This window comes from Halosimplex rubrum (assembly GCF_013415885.1).
GTDB lineage: Archaea > Halobacteriota > Halobacteria > Halobacteriales > Haloarculaceae > Halosimplex > Halosimplex rubrum.
In genome coordinates, this window is sequence record NZ_CP058910.1 from 2,530,696 (window position 1) to 2,552,078 (window position 21,383).

25 protein-coding genes are annotated in these 21,383 nt (G+C 69.9%); 8 read left to right on the forward strand and 17 right to left on the reverse strand.

The genetic code is table 11. From position 1 onward, the window contains the following. Positions 1–307: 307 nt before the first annotated feature. The 9 genes from HZS55_RS12555 to HZS55_RS12595 form a co-directional block, all read right to left on the reverse strand. Positions 308–1,324, reverse strand: coding sequence for a DUF4129 domain-containing protein (locus HZS55_RS12555; protein WP_179908003.1), 1,017 nt, complete (start codon positions 1,322–1,324; stop codon positions 308–310). 115 nt (positions 1,325–1,439) lie between these two features. Next, positions 1,440–2,177 carry a hypothetical protein gene (locus tag HZS55_RS12560; protein ID WP_179908004.1) on the reverse strand — a complete coding sequence of 246 codons (738 nt, stop codon included), beginning with the start codon at positions 2,175–2,177 and terminating at the stop codon, positions 1,440–1,442. 88 nt (positions 2,178–2,265) lie between these two features. Beyond that, positions 2,266–2,724 carry a VOC family protein gene (locus HZS55_RS12565; protein ID WP_179908005.1) on the reverse strand — a complete coding sequence of 153 codons (459 nt, stop codon included), beginning with the start codon at positions 2,722–2,724 and terminating at the stop codon, positions 2,266–2,268. A gap of 137 nt (positions 2,725–2,861) precedes the next feature. Further along, positions 2,862–3,542, reverse strand: a complete 681-nt coding sequence (gene phoU, locus HZS55_RS12570; RefSeq protein WP_179908006.1) for a phosphate signaling complex protein PhoU — start codon at positions 3,540–3,542, stop codon at positions 2,862–2,864. Positions 3,543–3,636: 94 nt separating this feature from the next. Then, on the reverse strand, positions 3,637–4,296 hold the full coding sequence (locus HZS55_RS12575; RefSeq protein WP_179908007.1) for an HAD family hydrolase: 660 nt from the start codon (positions 4,294–4,296) through the stop codon (positions 3,637–3,639). Between the two features lie 81 nt (positions 4,297–4,377). Continuing rightward, complete coding sequence (gene pstB / locus HZS55_RS12580; protein ID WP_179908008.1) at positions 4,378–5,307, reverse strand: phosphate ABC transporter ATP-binding protein PstB; 930 nt, start codon at positions 5,305–5,307, stop codon at positions 4,378–4,380. After that, positions 5,304–6,944, reverse strand: coding sequence for a phosphate ABC transporter permease PstA (gene pstA, locus HZS55_RS12585; RefSeq protein WP_179908009.1), 1,641 nt, complete (start codon positions 6,942–6,944; stop codon positions 5,304–5,306). The genes pstB and pstA overlap by 4 nt, the downstream gene beginning before the upstream one ends. Then, entirely contained in the window at positions 6,941–7,984 is a 1,044-nt protein-coding gene (gene pstC / locus HZS55_RS12590) for a phosphate ABC transporter permease subunit PstC (RefSeq protein WP_179908010.1), read from the reverse strand. Before pstC ends, pstA begins: the two co-directional genes overlap by 4 nt. After that, a complete protein-coding gene (locus tag HZS55_RS12595; protein ID WP_179908011.1) occupies positions 7,981–9,066 on the reverse strand; it encodes a PstS family phosphate ABC transporter substrate-binding protein in 1,086 nt (361 codons plus the stop codon). The genes pstC and HZS55_RS12595 overlap by 4 nt, the downstream gene beginning before the upstream one ends. Positions 9,067–9,529: 463 nt before the next feature. Here HZS55_RS12595 and HZS55_RS12600 point away from each other — a divergent pair, with 463 nt between their 5' ends. Then, on the forward strand, positions 9,530–10,528 hold the full coding sequence (locus tag HZS55_RS12600; RefSeq protein WP_179908012.1) for a phosphate signaling complex PhoU family protein: 999 nt from the start codon (positions 9,530–9,532) through the stop codon (positions 10,526–10,528). Between the two features lie 385 nt (positions 10,529–10,913). On the opposite strand, the gene HZS55_RS12605 is transcribed toward HZS55_RS12600, so the two are convergent. Then, the gene (locus tag HZS55_RS12605) at positions 10,914–11,285 is read right to left on the reverse strand and encodes a 30S ribosomal protein S8e (RefSeq protein ID WP_179908013.1); all 372 of its coding nucleotides are present in this window, start codon (positions 11,283–11,285) and stop codon (positions 10,914–10,916) included. A gap of 145 nt (positions 11,286–11,430) precedes the next feature. Between HZS55_RS12605 and HZS55_RS12610 the strand changes: the two genes are divergently transcribed. From HZS55_RS12610 to HZS55_RS12620, 3 genes are all read left to right on the forward strand, one after another. Further along, positions 11,431–11,880, forward strand: a complete 450-nt coding sequence (locus HZS55_RS12610) for a DUF2240 family protein (protein ID WP_179908014.1) — start codon at positions 11,431–11,433, stop codon at positions 11,878–11,880. Further along, positions 11,880–12,254 (forward strand): hypothetical protein, encoded by a 375-nt coding sequence (locus HZS55_RS12615; RefSeq protein WP_179908015.1) that lies wholly within the window; start codon positions 11,880–11,882, stop codon positions 12,252–12,254. The genes HZS55_RS12610 and HZS55_RS12615 overlap by 1 nt, the downstream gene beginning before the upstream one ends. Positions 12,255–12,366: 112 nt before the next feature. Further along, complete coding sequence (locus HZS55_RS12620) at positions 12,367–13,047, forward strand: HAD family hydrolase (protein WP_179908016.1); 681 nt, start codon at positions 12,367–12,369, stop codon at positions 13,045–13,047. Between the two features lie 22 nt (positions 13,048–13,069). Here the strand turns inward: HZS55_RS12620 and HZS55_RS12625 are convergent, their stop codons facing one another. Then, positions 13,070–13,918: an SDR family oxidoreductase gene (locus HZS55_RS12625; RefSeq protein WP_179908017.1), complete on the reverse strand. Its 849-nt coding sequence runs from the start codon at positions 13,916–13,918 to the stop codon at positions 13,070–13,072. 85 nt (positions 13,919–14,003) lie between these two features. Here HZS55_RS12625 and HZS55_RS12630 point away from each other — a divergent pair, with 85 nt between their 5' ends. Together HZS55_RS12630 and HZS55_RS12635 are read left to right on the forward strand one after the other, a co-directional pair. Next, a complete protein-coding gene (locus tag HZS55_RS12630; RefSeq protein ID WP_179908018.1) occupies positions 14,004–14,666 on the forward strand; it encodes a helix-turn-helix domain-containing protein in 663 nt (220 codons plus the stop codon). 77 nt (positions 14,667–14,743) lie between these two features. Next, positions 14,744–15,019, forward strand: a complete 276-nt coding sequence (locus tag HZS55_RS12635; RefSeq protein WP_179908019.1) for a hypothetical protein — start codon at positions 14,744–14,746, stop codon at positions 15,017–15,019. A gap of 137 nt (positions 15,020–15,156) precedes the next feature. Here HZS55_RS12635 and HZS55_RS12640 read toward each other — a convergent pair whose 3' ends face one another. Then, on the reverse strand, positions 15,157–15,339 hold the full coding sequence (locus HZS55_RS12640; protein ID WP_179908020.1) for a hypothetical protein: 183 nt from the start codon (positions 15,337–15,339) through the stop codon (positions 15,157–15,159). Positions 15,340–15,495: 156 nt separating this feature from the next. Between HZS55_RS12640 and HZS55_RS12645 the strand changes: the two genes are divergently transcribed. Beyond that, positions 15,496–15,915 (forward strand): hypothetical protein, encoded by a 420-nt coding sequence (locus HZS55_RS12645; protein ID WP_179908021.1) that lies wholly within the window; start codon positions 15,496–15,498, stop codon positions 15,913–15,915. 277 nt (positions 15,916–16,192) lie between these two features. On the opposite strand, the gene HZS55_RS12650 is transcribed toward HZS55_RS12645, so the two are convergent. The 3 genes from HZS55_RS12650 to HZS55_RS12660 form a co-directional block, all read right to left on the reverse strand. After that, positions 16,193–17,866 carry a GTPBP1 family GTP-binding protein gene (locus HZS55_RS12650; RefSeq protein ID WP_179908022.1) on the reverse strand — a complete coding sequence of 558 codons (1,674 nt, stop codon included), beginning with the start codon at positions 17,864–17,866 and terminating at the stop codon, positions 16,193–16,195. A gap of 154 nt (positions 17,867–18,020) precedes the next feature. Beyond that, positions 18,021–18,692, reverse strand: coding sequence for a phosphoglycolate phosphatase (locus HZS55_RS12655; protein WP_179908023.1), 672 nt, complete (start codon positions 18,690–18,692; stop codon positions 18,021–18,023). A gap of 48 nt (positions 18,693–18,740) precedes the next feature. Next, positions 18,741–19,328: a J domain-containing protein gene (locus HZS55_RS12660; protein ID WP_179908024.1), complete on the reverse strand. Its 588-nt coding sequence runs from the start codon at positions 19,326–19,328 to the stop codon at positions 18,741–18,743. 152 nt (positions 19,329–19,480) lie between these two features. Between HZS55_RS12660 and HZS55_RS12665 the strand changes: the two genes are divergently transcribed. Further along, a complete protein-coding gene (locus HZS55_RS12665; protein WP_179908025.1) occupies positions 19,481–19,690 on the forward strand; it encodes a hypothetical protein in 210 nt (69 codons plus the stop codon). Between the two features lie 46 nt (positions 19,691–19,736). On the opposite strand, the gene HZS55_RS12670 is transcribed toward HZS55_RS12665, so the two are convergent. Both HZS55_RS12670 and pyrF read right to left on the reverse strand, forming a co-directional pair. Next, entirely contained in the window at positions 19,737–20,372 is a 636-nt protein-coding gene (locus HZS55_RS12670; RefSeq protein ID WP_179908026.1) for a sensor domain-containing protein, read from the reverse strand. 90 nt (positions 20,373–20,462) lie between these two features. Continuing rightward, entirely contained in the window at positions 20,463–21,272 is an 810-nt protein-coding gene (gene pyrF, locus HZS55_RS12675) for an orotidine-5'-phosphate decarboxylase (protein WP_179908027.1), read from the reverse strand. Positions 21,273–21,383 lie beyond the last annotated feature (111 nt).

Below are 21,383 nucleotides of genomic sequence, written 5' to 3' on the forward strand. Positions count from 1 at the left end.
TGCGATGCTGTCGGCGCGTGCTGGAGCGCGCTTTCATGCGCGCGACCGTAGCCGCGCGAGGTCTTCTCGAACTCGTGAGAGAAGGCTCGTCGGAGCTTGCTCCGACGGTGGATGAGCGAGTGAGCGCAGCGAGCGAGCGAATCGGCTGGGGAGGGTCGTGGCCGTCTGCAGTCGGTGTGCGGGGCGGTTGCTGTCTCCTGTGGTGGTAGCAATTCAGAGCGAGCGGGGCGCGGGCTTTCAGCGCGTGCCGTCGAGTGCGGTCGTCGTCTGTCGTCTCCGTCGACTGCCAGTGGTGGTCTATCGGTCGCTAGCTCGCACCGCCGTCGGACGCGTCGTCGGCGTCGTCCGCGACCGTAGATCCACCACCGTAGGCGTGCTCGATGGAGCGGAACACCGACAGCGCGACCTTCTCGCGACTTACCGCGTCGCGCTGACCGTAGCGGACCTCCTCGAACAACCTGGTGAGTTCGGCCACGTCGTCCTCGCCCATGCCGGCGGCGACGGCGGCGTCGGCGAACTCGCCGGGGGTCGCGCTGTCGGGGTTGGGCACGTCGAGCATGCTCGTCATCTCCCACCACGCGCGGTAGACCTCGTTGTCCACGTCGGCGTTGTGCTCTTCGAGCCGATCGGCCGCGCGACCGGCCGCCGCCGCCAGGTCCCGCGGGGTGAACTGGTCGGCGTCGTCGGCCTCGGCGTCGCGCTCCTCGATCTCGGAGATGGTGTCGCCGCCCGACGCGCGGTACAGCGCCGCCGCGGTGCCGACGAGGACGACGCCGAAGACGCCCAGCACCGCCTCCGCGGGGAGGTTCGTGACGAGCGGGTCGTTGCCGCCCCCCGGGAAGGTGTCACCGGTGATGTTCCCCGGCCCGACCCCCCGTCCGCCGACGGTCGGGCAGTCCGTCGAGAGGAAGTACGACAGCAACACGGGCGGCGCGAGCGCGTACACCCCGAGCAGCGAGGCGCCGAAGGTGTAGCGGCGCTTGATCAGGCCGACCGCCGCCGCGAACACGCCGAAGTAGGCGAGCCCGCCCCACCACGTCGTGAGCGGCTGGACGCACCGGCTCAGATCTCTTTGTTCACCCGGCGGTCCGGGCGTCCCGACCGGCGTCCCCTCCTCGGGTGGCCCCTGGGTCGGGTCCGACGGCTCGGACGGGTCCGGCTGGGTATCGGGCTCCCCGATCCCGTTGTCGCCGCCAGGATCGACCGGAGCCGCGCCGGTGTCGACCACCGACGCCACGGTCGCCGCCCCGACGGCGATCGCCGCCATCGCCACCACACCGACCACAACCACCCGCACCGACTTCCTGTCGAAGTAGTCGTCCATGGGTGTGCCAATGGCTACCTATTGTAAATGTTTTTCGTACATATACACTGCCTAACACGACAGTCAGGGCGGCGCTACGCCGTGGATTCGCCGGACTCGGATCGGCGACGGGAGGCTACGCGGACGACTCGACGCGCTCGACGGTCATCGTCTCGGCCCAGTAGTCGCCCACGGCGTAGCTCATCCGGTAGGTCTCGCCGTCGTAGCGGACGTAGGTGGTGTCCCCGAGCTCCGTCGGCAGCGAGTCCCACTTCCCCGTCGGGACGCCGTGCGAGCCGTTCTCGACGGCCCAGCGGACTTCGTCGCGGACCTCGGCGGAGAGGTTCGCGTACGCGGTCACCGAGGCGTTCTCGCCGGGCGAGGCGCGGTCGGCGTAGATGGCGTAGGAGGCGTACAGTCGGCCGTCCATCGCGATGTCGATCCGGTAGTGCTGCCCGCCCTTCCGGACGAACGCGTGGTCGCGAAACGGGCCGGCCGCCTCGACGGTGTGAGTCCCTTCGACGTACGGCGAGTCGGGGACGAACGAGATCCGCCCGTCGAGCGCGTCGTCGAACGCCGCCTGCGAGTCCGAGGCCAGGTCCGAGTAGTCGACCGTGTTCCCCTCGGTCGGTTCGCTCGGCGTCGGCGACACGCTCGGTGGGGCTTCCGTCGGCGTGTCCGTCGTCGGGGTCGAACCAGGCGTCCCCGTCGTCGGCGAGTCGGTCGGCGCATCGGTGGGTGTGCCGGTCGCGGGCGTGTCGCTCGGATCCGTCGAGTCGCTGGGCGTCGCGCCGTCGCCGGGACCGGGCGCGGCGAGACAGCCCCCGAACGCCACGAGAGCGACGAGCGCGGCGAGCAGTCGCGTCCGTTCCATACCCGGAACGCCGTCCCAGACGGGAAAGGGTCTTGTCGTGGGTCAAACGGGTCTTTGACGGGGCGGCGGAGCGACCTCGGGCGCCCCCTCACTCGGGGGCCATCCCCTTCTCGGCGAGTTCCGCGCGGGCCGACTCGGTCTTGTCCAGGTCCAGATCCATCCCGTCGAGGACGGCCTCGGCCTTCGTGAACTGTACCGCGTCGTACTGCACGACCTGGATCCGGTTACCCCACGGGTCGCGGAAGTCGAGGCCGGCCGTGGCGATCCGTTCGACCCCCTCGGCTTCGAGGCGCCGTTCGACGAGGTCGGCGTCGTCGACGACGAGCCCGAAGTGCCGGTGGTCGTCGGTCGTCCGCCGGGCGTCCGCGTCTTCGGTGAGCGCGAGGAACTGGTCGCCCATGTCGAGGAACACCGCCGAGTCGGTCCGGCCGCGGACCTCGAAGTCGAACACCGAACCGTAGAACTCGCGGGCTTTCTCGGCGTCACCGACCGACAGGGCGACGTGGTTGATCCCCACCATCCGGGCGCGGTCGCTATCGTCCGTCATGTTCCGGGTCTTGGGCCGCCCGCCCAATCAACCCAGGGGCCCGGACGGTGTTCGGATCGTCGTGCAACCCCTCTTCCGACCGAGGAGTCCCGCGACGTCCGTGGCCCGCGAGGACCACTCCGCTCGAAAAGTGGCTTCTAGTAGATCAGGTCGTCGTCGTTCTCGACCATGTAGAGGGTGCGGGCGGCGATGTTGACGGCGTGGTCGCCGACGCGTTCGAGGTCGCGGACGGTGAGTAGCAGGCGCGACACGTCGGCCATGAGCTGCTCGATCTCCTCCTCGCCGGTCTCGTCGTCGACCTCGCGCTCGATGAGGTCGCGGACGATGGTGCCGGAGGCGGCCTCGCAGCGCTCGTCGATGGTGTCGTCCTGCTCGGAGATGGCGACACAGGCGTCGGGGTCCTCCTCGTCGTAGGCGTCCATCGCGGCCTCGACCATCTCGATGACGAGCGTCCCGATCTCCTGGATGTCCACGTCGGGGTACAGGTCGCGCTCGGCTTCGAGGGTGTAGTCGCCGAAGTTCGTCGCGAGGTCGGCGATGCGTTCGAGGTCGGTGATGATCTTGAACGAGGCGGCGATGAATCGGAGATCGGAGGCGACGGGCTGCTGGAGCGCCAGCAGGTCGATGCAGTCCTGTTCGAGTTCGAGATACAGCTGGTTGACCTCGTCGTCGCCCTCGATGACCTCCCAGGCGATGTCCTCGTCTTTGGTCTCCAGGGCGTCCAGGCCCATCCGGAGGCGTTCGAGGACGACCTCGCTCATGTAGAGGACGTCCTCCCGCAGGGCTTCGAGCTTCTCCTGATATCCTTCGCGTGGCATACCGCATAGGACCACCGGGCGAGCAATGTAAGTTGTGTCATCCGCGCGAATTGCCGGCCCGCCGGCGGAATCCGGCGGTGCCACCGCGGCTCCGTCAGTCGGCGAGGGTCTCGGCCAGCCCGGTCAGCGTCTCGACCTCGTAGGTGGGCTCGCGGTCGAGGACGGTGCCGGCCCGGTGGCTCCGGCGGAGGAAGGCGCTGTCGACGCCAGCGCGGTGGGCGACCGCCACGTCCTTCGGCGAGTCGCCGACGTAGAGCGCCTCTCGGGTGCCCAGCTCGTCGAGCGCGGCGTCGAGGTAGTGCGTCTCGGGCTTGCGGCGGCGGGCGCCGTCGAGCGTGGGGTCGCGGCCGACGACGTGTTCGAAGTGGTCGCCCAGGTCGTAGTGGTCGACGACGAACCGGACGGTCTCGTGTTGGTTGTTGCTGACGACGGCCTTCCGATGGGGGAGGTCGGCCAGCGCGGTCACGTCGTCGTACAGCGGCTTGGCGCCCGACTCGACGGCGTCGCACTGGTGGGCCACCGCGTGTTCCTCGCGGCTGGCCCAGTACTCGGCCAGCGGGAGGTCGAGGTCGTCCTCGATCCGCGCCAGCTCGTCGAGGTTCTCGTGGGTCGCGTGCTCGACGAACGCCTCGGGCGGGTCGGCGACGCCGTGATCGTCGAACGCCGCGCGGGCGGCCCTGCGCAGGAGGTCCATCTCTGTGAGCTCGACGAGGACGCCGTCGTGGTCGAAGACGACCGCTTCGTACGTCGTCACTGTGCGAGAGGTTCGTGGGGCGAGGGTCCTATCAGTACCGGTCGGCGAAAAACGAGGTCGGCTACCCGAAAGCGAGGTCGGCTATCCGAACTTCCCGGTGATGTAGTCCTCGACCCGCTGGCTCTCGGGGTTCTCGAAGATCTTGTCGGTGTCGTCGTACTCGACGAGTTCGCCGCCGGTGAGGAAGACGGCCGTCTGGTCGGAGATGCGCGCCGCCTGCTGCATGCTGTGGGTGACGACGACGACCGTGTAGTCGTCCGCGAGTTCCTCGATGAGGTCCTCGATCTTCGAGGTGGCGACCGGGTCGAGCGCCGACGCCGGCTCGTCCATGAGGATCACGTCGGGGCCGACGGCGAGACAGCGGGCGATACACAGCCGCTGTTGCTGGCCGCCCGACAGGCCGAGGGCGTTGTCGTCGAGGCGGTCCTCGACCTCGTCCCACAGCGCCGCCTGCCGGAGCGACTGCTCGACGAGGTCGCGCTCCTCGTCGGTGTCGTCGCGGCCGAGCAGGCGGGCGACCAGTCCGGTGGCCAGATCGCCGTGCTTGCGCGGGCCGTAGGAGATGTTGTCGCGGATGGACTTCGGGAACGGATTGGGCGCCTGGAACACCATGCCGACGCGCTTGCGCAGTTCCACGAGGTCGACGCCGTCCTGGTAGATCTCCTCGCCGTCGAGTTCGACGGAGCCGTCGATGCGCGCGGCCTTGATACGGTCGTTCATCCGATTCAGGCAGCGGAGGAACGTCGACTTGCCGCAGCCGGAGGGGCCGATGAGCGCGGTGACGCTCTCCTCGGGGATGTCCATCGAGACGCCCTGCAGCGCGTGGTCGTCGCCGTAGTACACGTCGAGGTCTTCGACGGCGAGTTTCGCGTCGCCCTCGAAGGAGTAGTCGCGCCACTCTTCCCGAACGCGCTCGTCGGTCTCGCCGGCCGTGGTCTCGCTCTCGGCGGCCGCGTCGGTTCCGGGTGTCGGTTCGTCGGTGTCGGTCTGGGTGAAGTCCGTTTCGCTCATTGGTCGAGTTTCCTCCTGAAGTAGATCCGCGAGCCGATACCGACCGCGTAGAAGCTCATGACGACGAGCAACAGCACCAGCGCCGTGCCCCACGCGAAGTCGAGGTTCTCCCCGAGCCCGGCGCCGATGACCGCGAACAGCTGGTAGGGCAGCGCGCTCGACGCCTGCACGAGGTTCAGGTCGGGCACCGCGACGAACGGGAACGCCGAGGTGAACCGGAAGCCGCCCTCGATGACGCCGGCGACCTCCGAGGGGAACGGGGAGCTGGTCGTGACGAGCAGGATGGGCGCGGTCTCGCCGGCGATGCGGCCGATGCCGAGGATGACGCCGGTGATGACGCCCGGCAGCGACGCCGGGAGGACGACGCTCTTGATGGTCTCCCACTTGGAGACGCCCAGCGCGGCGCTGGCGTCGCGGTACTCGTCGGGGACGCTCTTGAGCGACTCCCGGCTGGTGATGACGACCAGCGGCAGCAGCATGAACCCGAGGACGAGCTGCCCGGCGAGGATCGAGTTGGTGTTGCCGAGTCGCGGGACGAAAAACGCCAGGCCGAACAGGCCGTAGACGATGCTCGGCGTGGACCAGAGACTGTTCGTCGAGACTTCGACCAGCGCCGTGAACCGGCCCTGTTCGGCGTACTCGGTGAGGAAGACGGCCGCGCCGACGCCCAGCGGCACCGCGAGTGCGACCGCGCCGACGACCAGCCAGACGGTCCCGACGATGGCCGGGAGCACCCCGTCGATGCCGCCGCCGAGCGAGCTGTACCCCTCCATGACGAACGGCCAGTAGAACCAGACGATCGGTCCCTCGACGACCACCCACGAGTCCAGCAGGGGCGGATTGAACCACGTCCAGGGTCCCCAGAAGAGGCCGTACTCGACCCCCTCGGTCATCGGGCCGAACCCGCGAACGGCGATGAACCCGACGATGGAGCCGAGCAGGGCGATCATCGCCGCGGCGTTCGTGGTCACGAGGACGTACGCGCCGGTCTGTCGCCCCTGCGGGCCGAAGCCGCCGTAGACGCGAGCGGCCGTCCACGCGCCGACGAGGCCGGCGAACAGGGCGACGACCGGGACGCCGACCGCGCCGGTCACGACGATCGAGAAGCCCGTCGGGTCCCAGGACCAGCCGGGACCGACGAGGCCCGTCACGACGACGAGGCCGGCGAGGAGCACGAACAGCCCGGCCGAGAGCGTGACGCCGATGTCCTCCCGGGCGAACAGGGCGACGCCGGCGCCGAGGCCGCCGGCGGCCAGCGCGACGACCGGCCAGACCGTCGAGAGCCCGAGCGTCTGGGCGCCGACGAGGCCGCCGACGCCGAACCACAGGAGGCCGAGGAACGCGGCGGAGGCGACCCCGCCCGTGTGGCCGGGCTCGGTCTCGAAGACCCCGCCGTAGGAGGCCGCGCCGAGGGCGACGACGCCGACACCCACGAGGGTCAGCGACCCGCCGATCGCGGTGGCGACGGTGACGCCGCCGAGGGTCGCGTCGACGGGAACGTACTGGAAGAGCGCGAGCAGGCCCGCGACGAAGGCGGCGAACGACAGCGCGGACAGGCCGCCCCCGACCAGTTCGCGGGCCGAGGAGTCCCCCGCGACCAGCGCGTCGGCGGTATCGCTCGGAGTCCCGAGGCTCATGCGTCACCTCCCAGGGTCCGACGCATCCGGCGCTCGATGAGCTGCGATCCGATGGAAAAGCCCATGACGGTGACGAACAGGACGACGCCGGCGGCGAACAGCGCGGAGAACTGGAGGCCGCTGGCGGCGCCGTACTGGCTGGCGATGAGGCTCGTCAGCGTGATCGTGTTGCCGAACACGTCCATGAGCGGGTCCGGCAGGTTCGTGACGTTCCCGAGGATGACCGTCGCGGCCATGGTCTCCCCGACGGCGCGGCCGACGCCGAGCAGGACGGCCGCGGAGATGCCGGAGAAGGCGGCCGGGAGCGTCACGCTGGTCGTCGTCTGCCAGTCCGTCGCGCCCAGCGCCTGCGCGCCGTCGCGCATCGGGTCGGGGACGCTCGCGATGGCGTCCTCGGCGACGGAGACGACCGTCGGCAGGGCCATCACCCCGATGACGAGCCCGGTGACGAAGAGGCTCCCGAACGTCGGCAGGGAAAGCTCCTGTTGCATGAACTCGTTGATGAGCGTGAAGCCGATGAACCCGTAGACGATCGAGGGGATGCCCGCCAGCATCTCGACGGCGGGTTTGACGATCTCGCGCGCCCACGAGGGGGCGATCTCGCTGATGAAGACGGCGCCGGCGACGCCCAGCGGCGCCGCGACGAGCGTCGCGATGACCGTCGTCACCAGCGTCCCCCACATCATCGGGACGAGCGAGTAGACGTTCGACCCGGTCGACCAGAACGGGTCCGAGCCGACGAGCAGGTACAGGCCCATCTCTCGGATCACCGGGAGCGCGTTGATGACCAGATAGACGGTGATAAATCCGAGGATCAGCACCGTCGAGGTGGTCGTCAGAAAGAGGAGAAAGCGGGCGGTACTCCCCTCGGCGACGAGGTAGCTCACGACGACGAAGGCGGCGAAGACGACCGCGATGGGCCCCGTCAGCGCGGGCGCGACCAGAAACGAGAGGATCGCGGCCGCGACGAGGGCGGTCCCGACACCGCCGATCACGCTCGTCTCGGTGTCCAGGCCGCCGAGTCGCGTCGCGACGCTCATGCTTCGGGCTCCGGCAGCTTCTCGAACTCCGCCTGCTGGCGCTCTGCCGTGAGCTTCGAGTACCCCTCGACCTCGACGAAGTTCTGTTGTCCGAAGTCGCTGAGGATCATCCGGAGGAACGCGGCCTCCTTCTCCGAGGTCCCCTCCCAGGTGTAACAGTGGAGGTCGCGGGCGAGCGGGTAGGAGGGGTCGGAGAGGTTCTCGCCCGGCGTGTACGTGGTCCCGTCGAACTCCAGCTCGATGGCGGGCACCGAGTCGTCGGTGAACGCCAGCGCCATGTACGCGATGGCGTTGTTGGAGTTCGAGACGGTGGTCTTGACCTGCTGGTTCTGTCCCTTCCGCGCGTCGACACCGCCCATCGAGGCGTTGGGGTCGCCGAGCATGTTCGTCCGGAACGCGGTGTCGGTACCCGACCCCTCGGCCCGGCCGACGGCCTGGATCTCTTTCTCGGGGCCGTCGTAGTTCGGAATCTCCGACCACCGGGTGATCTCGCCGGTGTAGATCCCGCGGACCTGCTCGGCCGTGAGTTTCGTCACGCCCGCGTCGTAGACTTCCGTGCTCACGACGATGGGCTGGGCGTCGACGGCGATGACGTGTTCCGTGAAGCTCGACAGTTCCTCCTCGGAGGCGTCGGGGAACTCGGCGCTGGCCGAGGCGCTCGCGTTCCCGATGTCGATCTGCCCGTCGCGGAGCTTCTCCAGGCCGGTCCCGGAGTGGCTGAGACCGACGTTCACCTCGAAGGGCGGCGTCACGTCGCCGTCGGTCTCGAAGCCGTACTTGCTGCCCCAGTAGTCGGCCAGCCGCAGGTCGGTCTCGATGTCGTACTGTCCGGGGCCCCAGTACTCGCGGTCGGTCGGCGGGTAGTTCGACGCCCAGTACGACGCCGCCCGTTGCACCATCGGGAACAGCGTCGACGAGCCGCCCGCCTTGAGCAGTTCGAGCCCCGAACTCCCGCCGCCCTCGGCCCCACCCGCGGCCTGTCCCGGCGGTGTAGGACTCGTACTGATACAGCCACCCAGCGACGCGGCGACGCCCGCCGCGCCCGCCAGCACTTCACGGCGGGTCACAGGTCTATCCCGCATTACCTGATCAGTGCCCCCAGATTAACTAAATACGCTACTATTACGACTATATAGATATACATACGCATGCGTACCGATCCGAGTCGAGCTGGCGCCGGTAGGGCGAGCGTATCCCGGACGAGGGCGCCGAACGCTACCGTTCGGCATCCCCTACGTCGGCGGTCGCGCGAAAACGGGTCGCGTCCTCGTTGGCGCCGGCACCTGGGAGGACTCGGACGGACGCGTCACGACCCGGGGACCGGCGCCCTTCCGACGACCTCGACCGAGCGGCCGGATACGTCCGCCATACCGGCCACTGATGGATATATAGCCGACCGTAGGAACGCGCGCGTATCAGAGTTCGTCGTGGATATTCGCCGGAGGCGAGCCGATTCGGGCCGATACGTTCCGCAATATACTGGTATGTAGCTGTAAATATATAGAAAGGGATTGATTTATTGGTCAGTGCGGACGACCCCTCCCTATGGAGACGCGCAAGGTCCAGGTCACGGGCGGGTCGACGTACACGGTGTCTCTGCCGAAGGATTGGGCGACGGAGAACGACGTGAGCGCGGGCAGCGTCGTTGAGTTCCACTCCGAGGAGGACATCCTCCTGCTCTCGCCCAAAAGCGAGGAGGAGCGCGAGAAGGGGTCGATAGAGATCGACGGGCTAGAGGGCGACCAGCTCACGCGCGCGGTCATGACGATGTACGTCAGCGGGTTCGATGTCATCAACTTCGAGGCCCCCCGCGTCACCGCGGGCCAGCGCCGCACCATCCGCGAGGCCACGCAGGGACTGGTCGGCCTGGAGGTCATCGAGGAGACCGGCGAGCGGGTCGTCCTGCAGGACCTGCTCGACTCCTCGGAGCTGTCGGTCCACAACGCCATCACCCGGATGCGGCTGGTCTCGCTGACGATGCTCTCGGACGCGGTGACGGCGCTGCTGGAGGACGACGACGAACTCGCCCACGACGTGATCGAGCGCGACGACGACGTCGACCGCCTGTGGTACATGGTCTCGCGCGTGTTCCGGACGGTGCTGCGCAACCCGGCCGCAGCCACCGAGATCGGGTTCCCCCGCGAGACCGTCTTCGACTACCAGTCCAGCGCCCGCCAGCTGGAGCGGATCGCCGACCACGCGACCAAGATCGCCAGCATCGCCCTGGAGATCGGCCCGGTCAACGAGTCGGTCGCCGAGGTGCTGAGCGACCTCCAGACCGCGGCCGTCACCGTGCCGGAGACCGCGATGGACGCGCTGCTCGAAGACGACCCCGACGAGGCCGTCGCGCTCGCGACCGACGCCCGCGCCGACCTACCCGACATCGACGAGCGCGCCCGCGACGTCGACGACGTGATCCGCGACCTCGACGACCCCGAACTCGCCCAGTCGCTCGGGCTCGTCGTCGACTCCCTGTCCCGGACCGCCGACTACGGCGGCAACATCGCCGAGAGCGCCCTCCAGAAAGCGGCGCCGTCGCCCTGAGATCCGACCGCCGCGCTCCCCGCTCGAACGGGTTCGCACGCTCCCGGTACGACTCTACCTGTCGCTCTCGGACTCTCTCGCGACCGTCGCGAGCGGCGGCTACCGGGAACGCGAAAACGGGGACGGGTGCCCCGGACGAGGTGGCAGTCGCGAGTGGGACGTGCGACGCGCGCGTCGAACGGGGTGGCAGTGCTCGGTGGCGCGCTCGGTGACGAGCGCCGCACGCCATCGCGTTCTGGCGGACCGGCGGGTATAAGGCTCGCTAAGAGTGGTACGGGCCACTCCCGACCGGTACGTGGGTGACCGAAACGCTATATATCCGCGATCGGGGCTCGACCCGCGGCTGGCGGGGTCGACTGCGACGAAATCGGCGAGAAGACTGCCGTTATTCGACGAGAACGGCGTTGATCTGGCCGTCCTGGCCGGGGCGGGAGGTGACGCGGGCGCGGCCCTCGCTGGTGGCGACGATGGCGCCCTTGGTGATGATGTTCCGCCGCACGTAGTTGGGGTTCGAGGGGTTCTCCTCGACGTCTTCGATCTCGGCGGCGACGACCTCGCCGTCGGTCGCGACGCTGGCGGTGTCGGCGGTGACCGCGCGGACCTTCTCGGTGTTGCCGCGGGCGTCGACCGTCTTCAGGCTCGTCTCGCCGACGCGGGTCTCGGTCGGCTGGTCGCCCAGTTCGTGCTTTTTCTTCTTCCGGAAGTTCCGGCGTCGACCGCCGGTGCGCTTGCGCGGGGAGCGTCCCTGGAACTTCATACCCGTGCAGTCGCCCAGCGTCTACTTGAACCTCTCGACTCCCGGTCGCCGTCCGCTCCGAGCGCGACGGCCGCGTGTCGTCGGGTGGGGGCTCCCGGACGGCGACCGGCAACGTTACGTTTCGGGACGCGCCCATCGACGGACGATGAGTCTGCGCCGCGCCGTCGCCGTCCCGTTCCGGGCGAAGGGCCGCGACTCGCTCTCGGAGAGCGAGTTCGTCGTCGCGCTCTCGCTCGACCGCGAGTGGTTCTCCCCCGAGCAGGCCAAGCGGCTCGTCGACGTGGCCGCCACCGAGGGGCTGCTCGCCCGCGAGGACGACGACCTCCGACCGACGTTCGAGCCGCGGGAGGTGACGGTGCCCGACGGGTTCGCCCCCGGCGACGACGTGTTGCGCCAGCGGTCGAACTTCGAGCGCGCGCTCGACGCCGTCGTCCAGACCGGCGTCGAGAAACAGGACGCCGTCGCCGCGGTCAACCGCCTGCAGTCGGAACTCGGCGTCACCGTCGAGGCCGCGGCGGTCGTCTACGCCCGCCGCGAGGGCGTCGAACTCGGCGACCTCGCCGACCGCGCCGCCGACGAACTGGGGGGCGACTGATGGTCGAAGACCGCGTCACCGACGGCAAGCGGATCGCACAGCTGCTCTCCTCGGAACTCTCCGGTCGCGACCGGGGCACTCTCGGAGACGTGTCCGTCGTCGACGCCGACCCCGACGCCGATCCGTCCCCCGAAGGAACCGTCGCCTACGGCGTCGCCTACCGCGACGAACGGGTCGGCGCCGTCCGGCTCTACCCCGACGCGGCAGTACTGTCGATCGGGGGGGCGGGCCCGGCGGACGCCGAGCGAGTTCGCGGCTCGGTCGACGGGCCGGGGCTGACGGCGACCGACGACGGAGCGCTCCGGATCGAGTCGGGCGCGGCCGTCAAGCGGGCCGTCGACGCGCTGCTCGCTGGACTCCCGGACGGGGGGTGAACTCGGCCGCGCGGGCACCGCGGACGGCGGACTGCGATTCGCCGACGCCGAACTGCATTTCGCCGACACCGGACCGACCGGTTTTTGGCCGCCGGGCCGCTACTATCGCGCAATGACGGGGCCAGTGGCGGCCGTTCTCTTCGACCTGGACGACACCATCTGTACGTACGAGCGCAGCGCCGACGACATCCTGGCGATCGCCTTCGACCGCGTCGGCGTCGACCCCTTCTTCGACGGCGCCGAGTACGTCGACCGACTGGGCGAGTTCTCCGACGCCGGCGACGACATCCGCGACACCCGTCGCGCGGCGTTCGGCACCTTCGCCGCCGAGGCGGGCCACGGCGAGGCCGTCGGCGAGGAGATCGCCGACATCTACACCGACGAGCGCGACCAGGCCAACGTCCGCTTCCTCGACGGCGCCGAGCGCGCGCTGGACGCGATGACCGACGCCTACCGGGTCGGCATGGTCACCAACGGCGACCCGTGGATGCAGTCCCAGAAGCTCGCCGGCCTCGGCATCGAGGACCGCTTCGAGGTGGTCGTCCACGGCGGCCACGACGCGCCGTACAAGCCCGACCCGGAACCGTTCCACCTCGCGCTCGACGAACTCGGGGTCGCCGCCGACCGTACCGTCCACGTCGGCAACTCCCACGCCTCGGACGTGACCGGTGCCCACGCCGCGGGCCTGCGCTCCGTCTGGCTCGCCGACGGCGACCCGCCGTTCGACCACAACCCCGAACCGCACCACGTCGTCGAGTCGCTCCACGACCTCGTTGAGGAGCCCTGGGACTGAGCGGGCGGTCCGCGACCGACGGTCAGTCGGCGGTCGCTCCCGCTCGTTCGACCCCGGACTCGGCCGAGCCGCCGTATCGCTCCGCAAGCCACGCCTCCCAGGTCACGGTCCCGACGGCGCGGTCGGAACGGGTCGCTCTTCCGTCGCGGAACCCCTTCGCGACGGCCCCGGGGACGGGGAGTCGGACGATAGCTCGCCGGAGTCCTCGGGTCTCGCGGTACGCGGTCGCCAGTTCCCCGAGCGTGCGGACTGCCGGCCCGCCGACGGGCTCGGCGCGGCCCCTCGGCTCGCCGGCGAGGCAGTCGACGAGTTCGCCGGCCACCTCCCGGTGGTCGACCGGCTGGACCCGCAGCTCCGTCGGCAGCGGCCAGACGGGGAGATTCGCGACCGTCCCCAGGAGCTCGTCGACGAACGCGTGGAACTGCGTCGCCCGCACGATCGTCGACGGGGCGGCACTGGCTCCGACCGCCCGCTCGGCCTCGCGCTTGCGCTCGTAGTACGAGAACGGGATCGCGCCGACGCCGACGATGGACGGATAGACGACGTGCTCGACGCCCGCGGACTCGGCGGCGTCGAGCAGGCGCTCGGTCCCACGAACGTCGACGGCGGCCGCGTCGCCCCGTGGCGCCGTCGCCGCGTGGACGACCGCGTCGGCGTCGGCGACTGCGGCGTCGATCCCGGTCCCGTCGACGAGGTCGAGTTCGACCCACTCGACTCCGCCGTCCGCGCCGGCGTCGCTCGACCTCGCGGCCGCCGAAGCTCCGGGCGGCGTTCGGCTCGCCGCCAGCACTCTCCACCCGTCGTCGGCGAGCCGCTCGACCAGCGCCCCGCCGAGGGTCCCGGTCGCGCCGGTCACCAGTACGTCGTTCACACTCGGGATCACGCGGGCGACGACCGTGTCTGTACTGCCGCATTAATCCGGCTGATTTATTTCAGAAGCGGGTGGACCGTCGACCGTGAAGCGCCTCAGAGTGTCGATCACCGCCCACGGCAGGGAGGCGGAGGTCCACCCGATGTACGGCGTCATGACGAACGCGCCGTTCGTCGAGCGGGCGACGGCGCTGCAGTGGAACTTCACCGGCGACGCGCTGGGGATCCTCCACTACGTCGAGGGCGACGCCGACGCCTTCGCCGCGGCGGCCGACGACATCGGGGAGGTCGTCGGCTACGACATCGAACCCGTCGGCGACGACGCCTTCTACGCCTACGTCCGCGACGCGACGACCGCGGCGCTCGCGGCGCTGTTCGACCCGGTCAGCCGGGGCGGAATCGTCGTCGTCCCGCCGGTCGTCTACGGCGCCGACGGGACGGTGACGCTGACGATATTCGGCCCGGACGAGGAGCTCCAGGCGGCGATGGGCGAGATCCCGGAGCCCATCGAGGTGACCGTCGAGGCGGTCGGGTCGCTGGCGACCTCCCGCGTCGCGCCGACGGCCCGGCTCACCGACCGCCAGCGCGAGGCCGTCGAGGCCGGTCTCGACCTGGGGTACTACGACGTGCCGCGGACCGCGGACCACGAGGCGGTCGCCGACGCCCTCGACTGCGCGCCCAGCACCGCCGCCGAGCACCTGCGAAAGGCCGAGTCGAAGCTCCTCCGGGCAGTCCTGCGCGGCGAGTAGCGACCGGGTTCCCGTCCGGACCGGTCCTTTCCAATGCCGGCAGACGACTCTCCGGCGGGGCGGCGCTACCGCTCGGTATGGCGAGTTCCCGATCGATCCAGGGCGTCGAACAGTCGGAGAACTACTACCACGTCCGGTACCGCGACCCCGACGACTTCGACGAGATCCGGACGCCGGACTGGGCGGCGAACGTCGCCGGTTCGGTCGTCTCGGGCGCCGAAGTCCGCACCGGCGACGAGCACGGCAACGACGACTGGACCGCCCAGAGCGTCCTCGTTCCGGTCGACGGCGTCGCCGACGAGAGCGAGGCGCGCGACGCCGCCGGCGAGATCGTCGCGAAGATGGAGTCCTGACACCGGTATCGCCCTCCTCCGCGAACGTGACCCTCCGCCAGCGGCGGAGGGCCACAGCCGACGCTACGGGGACGGGACCCGAAAAATAGCCGGTATCGCGGTGTCGACCGCTGGCGGGCGGTGGCTGTCCCAGGCGCCTACTGCCAGTTCTCCTGCTGGGTTCCGATCTCGGGCTGCTGGGTCTGCTCCGAGCGCTGGGCGTATATCTGACCGCCCGACTGACCCTGCCGACGCTGCTGTCCCTGCTGGCCCCCCTGGTTCTCGGAGCGGAACTGGCCTGTCTGAGGGTCTCGCGGCTGGTTCTCTGCCTTCTCGTGCATCCGCTGGCGGAACTGCTGGGAGCGGCGTCGGTCCTGAGTGCCCTGGTCGGCGCCGCGGCTCTGCTGGCCGGGGAAGCCGGCCTGCTGCCCGCTGGGCTGCTGGGCGGTCGAGACGGGGTTCTGCTGGGCCTGCCCTAGCTGCTGGGGCTGGGGCTGTTGGCCCGTCTGCTGTGTCTGCGGACGCTGGCTGAGCTGTTGCTGAGCCTCGTGCTGCTGTCCGATCTGCTGGCTCTGCGGTTGCTGACTGAACTGCTGGGACTGGGGCTGTGTGCCGAGTTGCTGCGTTTGTGGTCGCTGTCCGATCTGCTGGCTCTGCGGCTGTTGACCGAACTGCTGGGTCTGTGGCTGCTGACTCAGCTGTTGCTGGTTCGCCTGCTGGGGCTGCTGATGCTGCTGGGCCTGGGGTTGCTGGTACTGTTGCATCTGCGGGTGCTGGCCGAGCTGCTGTGTCTGGGGCTGCTGATTCATCTGTTGAGCCTGCGGTTGCTGATTCATCTGCTGAGCCTGCGGCTGCTGGCTCGTCTGTTGTCGCTCGATTCCCCGTCGTCCGGGCTGATTCTCGAAACTCATTGGTGATCTCCCGCGCGGAACCCACGCTCGTCGCGTCGTCCCGCACGCGTGTGGTCCCCTGGATGCCACCGGTCAAAGTTACCGACCGGCTGTCCGAGCGGTAGCGTACCGGTAGAAATCGAGGGACGGCGGTTGGGCGGCGTTTCTCGCGGTATCCGCGTCTTAGCGGAGCGTAACCGGTCGCTGGAAACGGACATCCGTGGCTACCGCGCTCGTAACCGACGCCTGTCGGAGAACGTGGCCGTCCGCACGCGCCGGCGACTGCTCGCACGCGCCGACGCCGCTACTCGTCGGGGCGGACGTCGGTGACCTTGCCGACGCCCTTGGACTGGCCTTCGCGGAAGACGAACCGCTGGCCCTCCTCGACCAGGTACGATCGGAACTTGAAGCGGACGCGGGTCGTCCCCGAGTCGCCGGGGAGCAGGCGCCCGTCCTCGGGGGAGAAGACGGCGGCCTCGCTGACCGTTTCGAGGTGGACGACCGGCTCGTACCCCTCGCCGATGCGGGTCGGGTGGTTCAGCACCATCACCTCGGCCTCGAACTCCCGGACGGGATCGGGGTCGGCGTCGCGGGGCAGGAGGACCATCCCGCGCTCCACGTCGGCCTCGCGGACGCCCTTCAGCGCGATGCCGACGATGCGGCCGGCCTTGGCGCGGTCGACGCGGTGGTAGTGCATCTCGATGGACCGCACCTCGACCTCGCGGAAGCCGCCGTCCTGCATCGGCCCGAGCAGGAGGTCGTCGCCGGCCTCCACACGTCCGGAACGGATGGTGCCGGAGGCGACGGCGCCGACGCCCGTGACCTTGTACGAGCGGTCGACGTACATCGCGAACTCGTCGTCGGTCGGGCCGGCGGTCTTGGGCAACCGCTCCAGCAGTTCGTCGAGGGTGTCCATGCCGTCCATCGTGACGGCGCTGGTCGCCAGCACCGGGACGACGGTGTCGTCGATCTCCTCGACGGCCGCGCCGACGCCGTGGCGCGCCACCGACAGCGGCGTCTTGCCCACGTCGCGGAGCTGGCGCTCGACCTCCCGCTCGACCTCGTCGAGGCGCTCGTCGCTCACGACGTCGGCCTTGGTGACGACGACCATCGTCGGCAGGTCCGTCGCGAGCAGGATCCCGAGGTGTTCGCGGGTGGTCTTCGTGGGGCCGTCGTCGGCGGCGACGGTCAGGAGGCCGTAGTCGAGCTTCTGCCCGACCAGGCCGCGGATGGTGGTGCGCAGCCAGGGCTCGTGGCCGACGGTGTCGACGAAGCTCACGAGTCGGTCGGCCTCCTCGACGACCCGAGCGCGGTCGGACTTGCGGTCGGGGTTGTCCATGCGGACCGGGCCGTCGTCGTCGAAGCCGTAGACGCCGTAGGAGAGATCGGCCGAGAGGCCGCGCTCGACCTCGTGGGGCTGCACGTCGAGATACGAGCGGGTGCCCCCTTCGCCGTCGTCGGACTGGCCGGTGACGAGCGTGCCGACGAGCGTGGACTTGCCGTGGTCGACGTGGCCGGCGGTGCCGACGACGATGTGTTCGTCGTCCTCCAGCACCGCGCCCTCCCGCACGGTCGCGACGCCGACGATGCCCTCGGCGGGCGCGTCGGCGGGGCCGGCGGAGTCGACGGAGCGAGCGTCGCCTTTCGGCTTGGCGCGGCCGTCGGCGTCGACGCCCCAGGTCTCGACGTTCTCGATGTGGGCGTCGGCCTCCTCGGCCAGCAGGCTCAGCACGTCCATCGACTCGGTGAACGCCTCGGGGGCGATGCCGGCGAGGGTCCCCTCGTCGGTGACGCCGACGACGTAGGTGGCCTCGCCGTCGCCGGAGAGGACGCGGTGACGCAGTTGGGCGGCCAGCGACTCACGGCGGCCGTCCGCCAGGTGGATCTCTTTCGTGAGCCGCTCTTTGAACTCGACGCTGCCGCCCTCGCGCTCACCGCGCTCGATGGCGCGTTCGAGGGCGGCCCGGTCGGGGCTCATGCGAGTCGGTAACGGTGGCCGGTACAAAAGCCTTCTCCGGGTTTGCGCCCAGTTCACGTCGGGAGCGCTCCCGAGCGCTCCGTATCGGTTCCCAGCGCTCGTAAACGGGTCCGCCGACCACGAGCGACTTCGGCGGGCCGAGCGACCCCCGACGTTACCGCACCCGCTCGACCGCTTCGAGGAACCCCTCGCCGTAGGCGGCGTCGAGCACCTCGTCGGCGGCCGCCCGGGCCGGTTCGTCGGCGTTGGCGACGGCGAACGACCGCCCCGCGACCTCGAACGTCGACACGTCGTTGATCGAGTCGCCGACGGCGACGAACTCCTCGGGGTCGCGGTCGAGGCGGTCGGCGACCTCCCGGAGCGCAGCGCCCTTGCTCACGTCGGGCGATTTGACGTGGTAGGCGAAGCCGGTGTCGACGACCTCCAGCCCGTGGTCGGCGGCGATCCGCTGGAGCGGTTCGAGGGGCGCGTCGCGGCTGACGGCCACCTCCGTCTTGCGCCAGCGGTTGATCAGGTCGTGGGACCCCCAGCCGAGGTCGTGGCCCGTCTCGACGTACTCGTCGACGACGTTCTGGGCGGCCTGGCGGTCCCCGAGGAAGAGCAGGTCGTCGGTCGCGTGGACGAACGCGACGCCGCCGTTCTCGGCGACGACCGTCCGCTCGACGCCCGCGAACTCGCAGAGGGCGACCGGGTAGGGTACGGCCTTCCCGGTCGCGAGGACGACCGGCGCGTCCCACTCGCGCAGGACGGGTAGGACGGGCGGGTAGAGAGCGCGTTCCTCGTCGGTCAGCGTTCCGTCGATGTCGACGGCGAGCGGTGGGGTCACTGGTGGAGTCTGAGCCGCGGAGGTGCAAACAGTATTCGGTCCCGGCAGTCAGTCGCCCGTCAGCCGTTCGTAGGCCGACTGGACTTCCTTGAACGCCTCCTCGTCGCCGTCGGGCGAGTCGGGGTGGACCTCCTTGACCTTCTCGCGATAGGCGGCCTTGACGGCGTCCTCGTCGGCGTCGCGGTTCAGATCGAGCGTGTCGTAGGCCTCGGCGGCCGTCGGACCGCTCGGCTGGGCGGCGGCGGCCGCGCGCCGGCGGCGACGCTGGCCCTGTGCGCGCGCCTGTCGGCGCTGTCGGCCGCCACCGCGAGCCTGCCCGCCGCGAGCGGTCCGCGCGCGCTGGCGGCCGCTCGCGTCCTCGTCCCGGGGCGGTTCCCACTCCTCGCGCGGGCCGGCGCCGAAGCCGCCGCGGCCACCGCGGCCGCTGCCCCCGGGCGCGGCCCGCTCCTCGACGCCGCGGTAGAGCCGCTGGGCGAACCGGCCCGAGGCGTGGTACCACATGAAGTACGCGACCGCGCCGAACAGCGCGGCGACGGCGAAGAAGCCGACGTTCGCGGCGAACCCGAAGATAGCGAAGAGGACGGCTATGGCCGCGAACACGGCGGCGACCGCCGAGACGAGTCGGGACCCGTACACGCTCGCCCCTTGGCGTCGGTGCCCCCTAAACGTCTCGGACGCGGCGGGCGCCGCTCGGCGATCCCCCTGCCGTGGGCCCACTGTCGACCCGATATGAAACCCCTCCAACGTCCCGCCCAACCCCTTTACGGGCTCGCGTGCTACGGTGTCGCATGAGCGTGTCCGGGCTCTGCGAGATCTGCCAGCGCCCCGAGGTCGACCACACCTGCGACCGCTGCGGGAATCTGGTCTGTGACCGCCACTTCGACGCCCAACGGGAGATCTGCAGCGAGTGCGTGGCTGAGGTCGAGGGCGGCGACCCCGCCGACCCGACCGGGACCGGCGACGACATGCCGGACGGCGTCGACACCTACGAGTTCTGAGCGGGGACCGCCCGTGACCGACCGGTCGCACCTCTGGCGACCGCGCTCACTCCGCTCGCTCGCTCCCCAGCATCAGTTTCGTGTACTCGTCGAGCGCACGTGTCGCGAGGTTGCAGGCGTGCAGCGAGAGGAGGGCGACGAGGACGCCGGCGCCCGAGCACGCGAGCGCGACGGGAAACGACTCGACCGTCAGCACGCCGAAGTTGTAGTGGAATCCGGGCACGTCGTACAGGACGGGAGCGAACGTCAACGCGACTGAGAGCGCCGCGGCCGTCGTCAGCGCCGTGAACGCGGCCGTCCCGATCGCGAACTTCGAGAGCAGGTACCCCAGGGCGCTGTAGCTGCGGATGTCGGTCGTGACCCGTTTCACGTACTCGACGAGGCTCTCTTCGGCCGGCCGGGGCCTCTCGTAGATCACGTCGCTGTCGAGGAGCCCGCGCGCGAGGCGCGTCTCCAGATCAGCGAGGTGCGTTGCCACCGCCAGAACCCCGACGAGCACCGGTAGACCCAGCAGGAACAGCGGCAGGAGGGCGACTCCCGCCACGCCGCCGCCCCACAGGACCGTAAAGTACAGCAGCCCGAGCGGAAAGGTCAACAGCAGGTAGCTCACGTTCCTGTACGTCTGCGGGTCGGTCGCGACGCCGACGAAGCGTCGAAGCGCCGTACCGGCTGTCGTCGTCATGTCTACACCGTCGTCCCCCGGATCCGTATAAAGGCGGAGTCGGTTTCCGTGACGGAACCTCTCCCGAAAATTTAAGTACGGTTCCGGTGGCTACCGATACCGGTTCAGCCGCTTTTTCAGGCGTTTTGCGGCCTGTCCGGCGGCGTCGTCGAAGTTCTCGCCCTGGTCCTCGCCGGCGAAGATGATGCCCCGCGAGGAGTTGACGAGCCCGACGCCGTCGGCGAGGCCGTACTCGACGGCCGCCTCGGCGTCGCCGCCCTGCGCCCCGACGCCGGGGACGAGGAACGGGATGTCGGGGACAATCTCCCGGACCTCCTCCAGTTCCTCCGGCGCGGTCGCGCCGACGACGAGCCCGACGTTGTCGTTGCCGTTCCACAGGTCGGCCATGGCGGCGACCCGTTCGTACAGCGGCTCGCCGGATTCGAGTTCGAGGTCCTGCAGGTCCGCGCCGCCGGGGTTGGAGGTGCGACAGAGGACGATCACGCCCTTGTCTGCCCGCGAGAGGAACGGTTCGAGCGAGTCCCGACCGAGGTAGGGGTTGACGGTGATGGCGTCGACGCCCATGCCGTCGTCGTCGAGCAACTCGGCGTACTGGCGGGCGGTGTTGCCGATGTCGGCGCGTTTGGCGTCCAGCAGGACGGGCACGTCCTTGCCGTGGGCGTAGGCGACGGTCTCGCGGAGGGCCGTCCAGCCGTCGGGGTCCTCGTAGAAGGCGGCGTTGGGCTTGAACGCCGCGGCGTGTTCGTGCGTGGCATCGATGATCCGGCGGTTGAACGCCCAGCGGGGCAGGTCGCGGTCGGCGAGGTGGTCGGGGATCCGCGCGGGGTCGGGGTCGAGTCCGACCGAGACGACGCTGTCGACGGTCGCGATCCGGTCGGCCAGCCGGTCGAAGAAGTTCATACGTCCCCTCTCACCGAGTCCGCTAAACAAGGTTCCGACTCCCTACCGTCGCTCGCAGACCACCGCGTTCCGGACTCTCCGGCGAATCGTTAACTCGCTGTAGCCGAAACG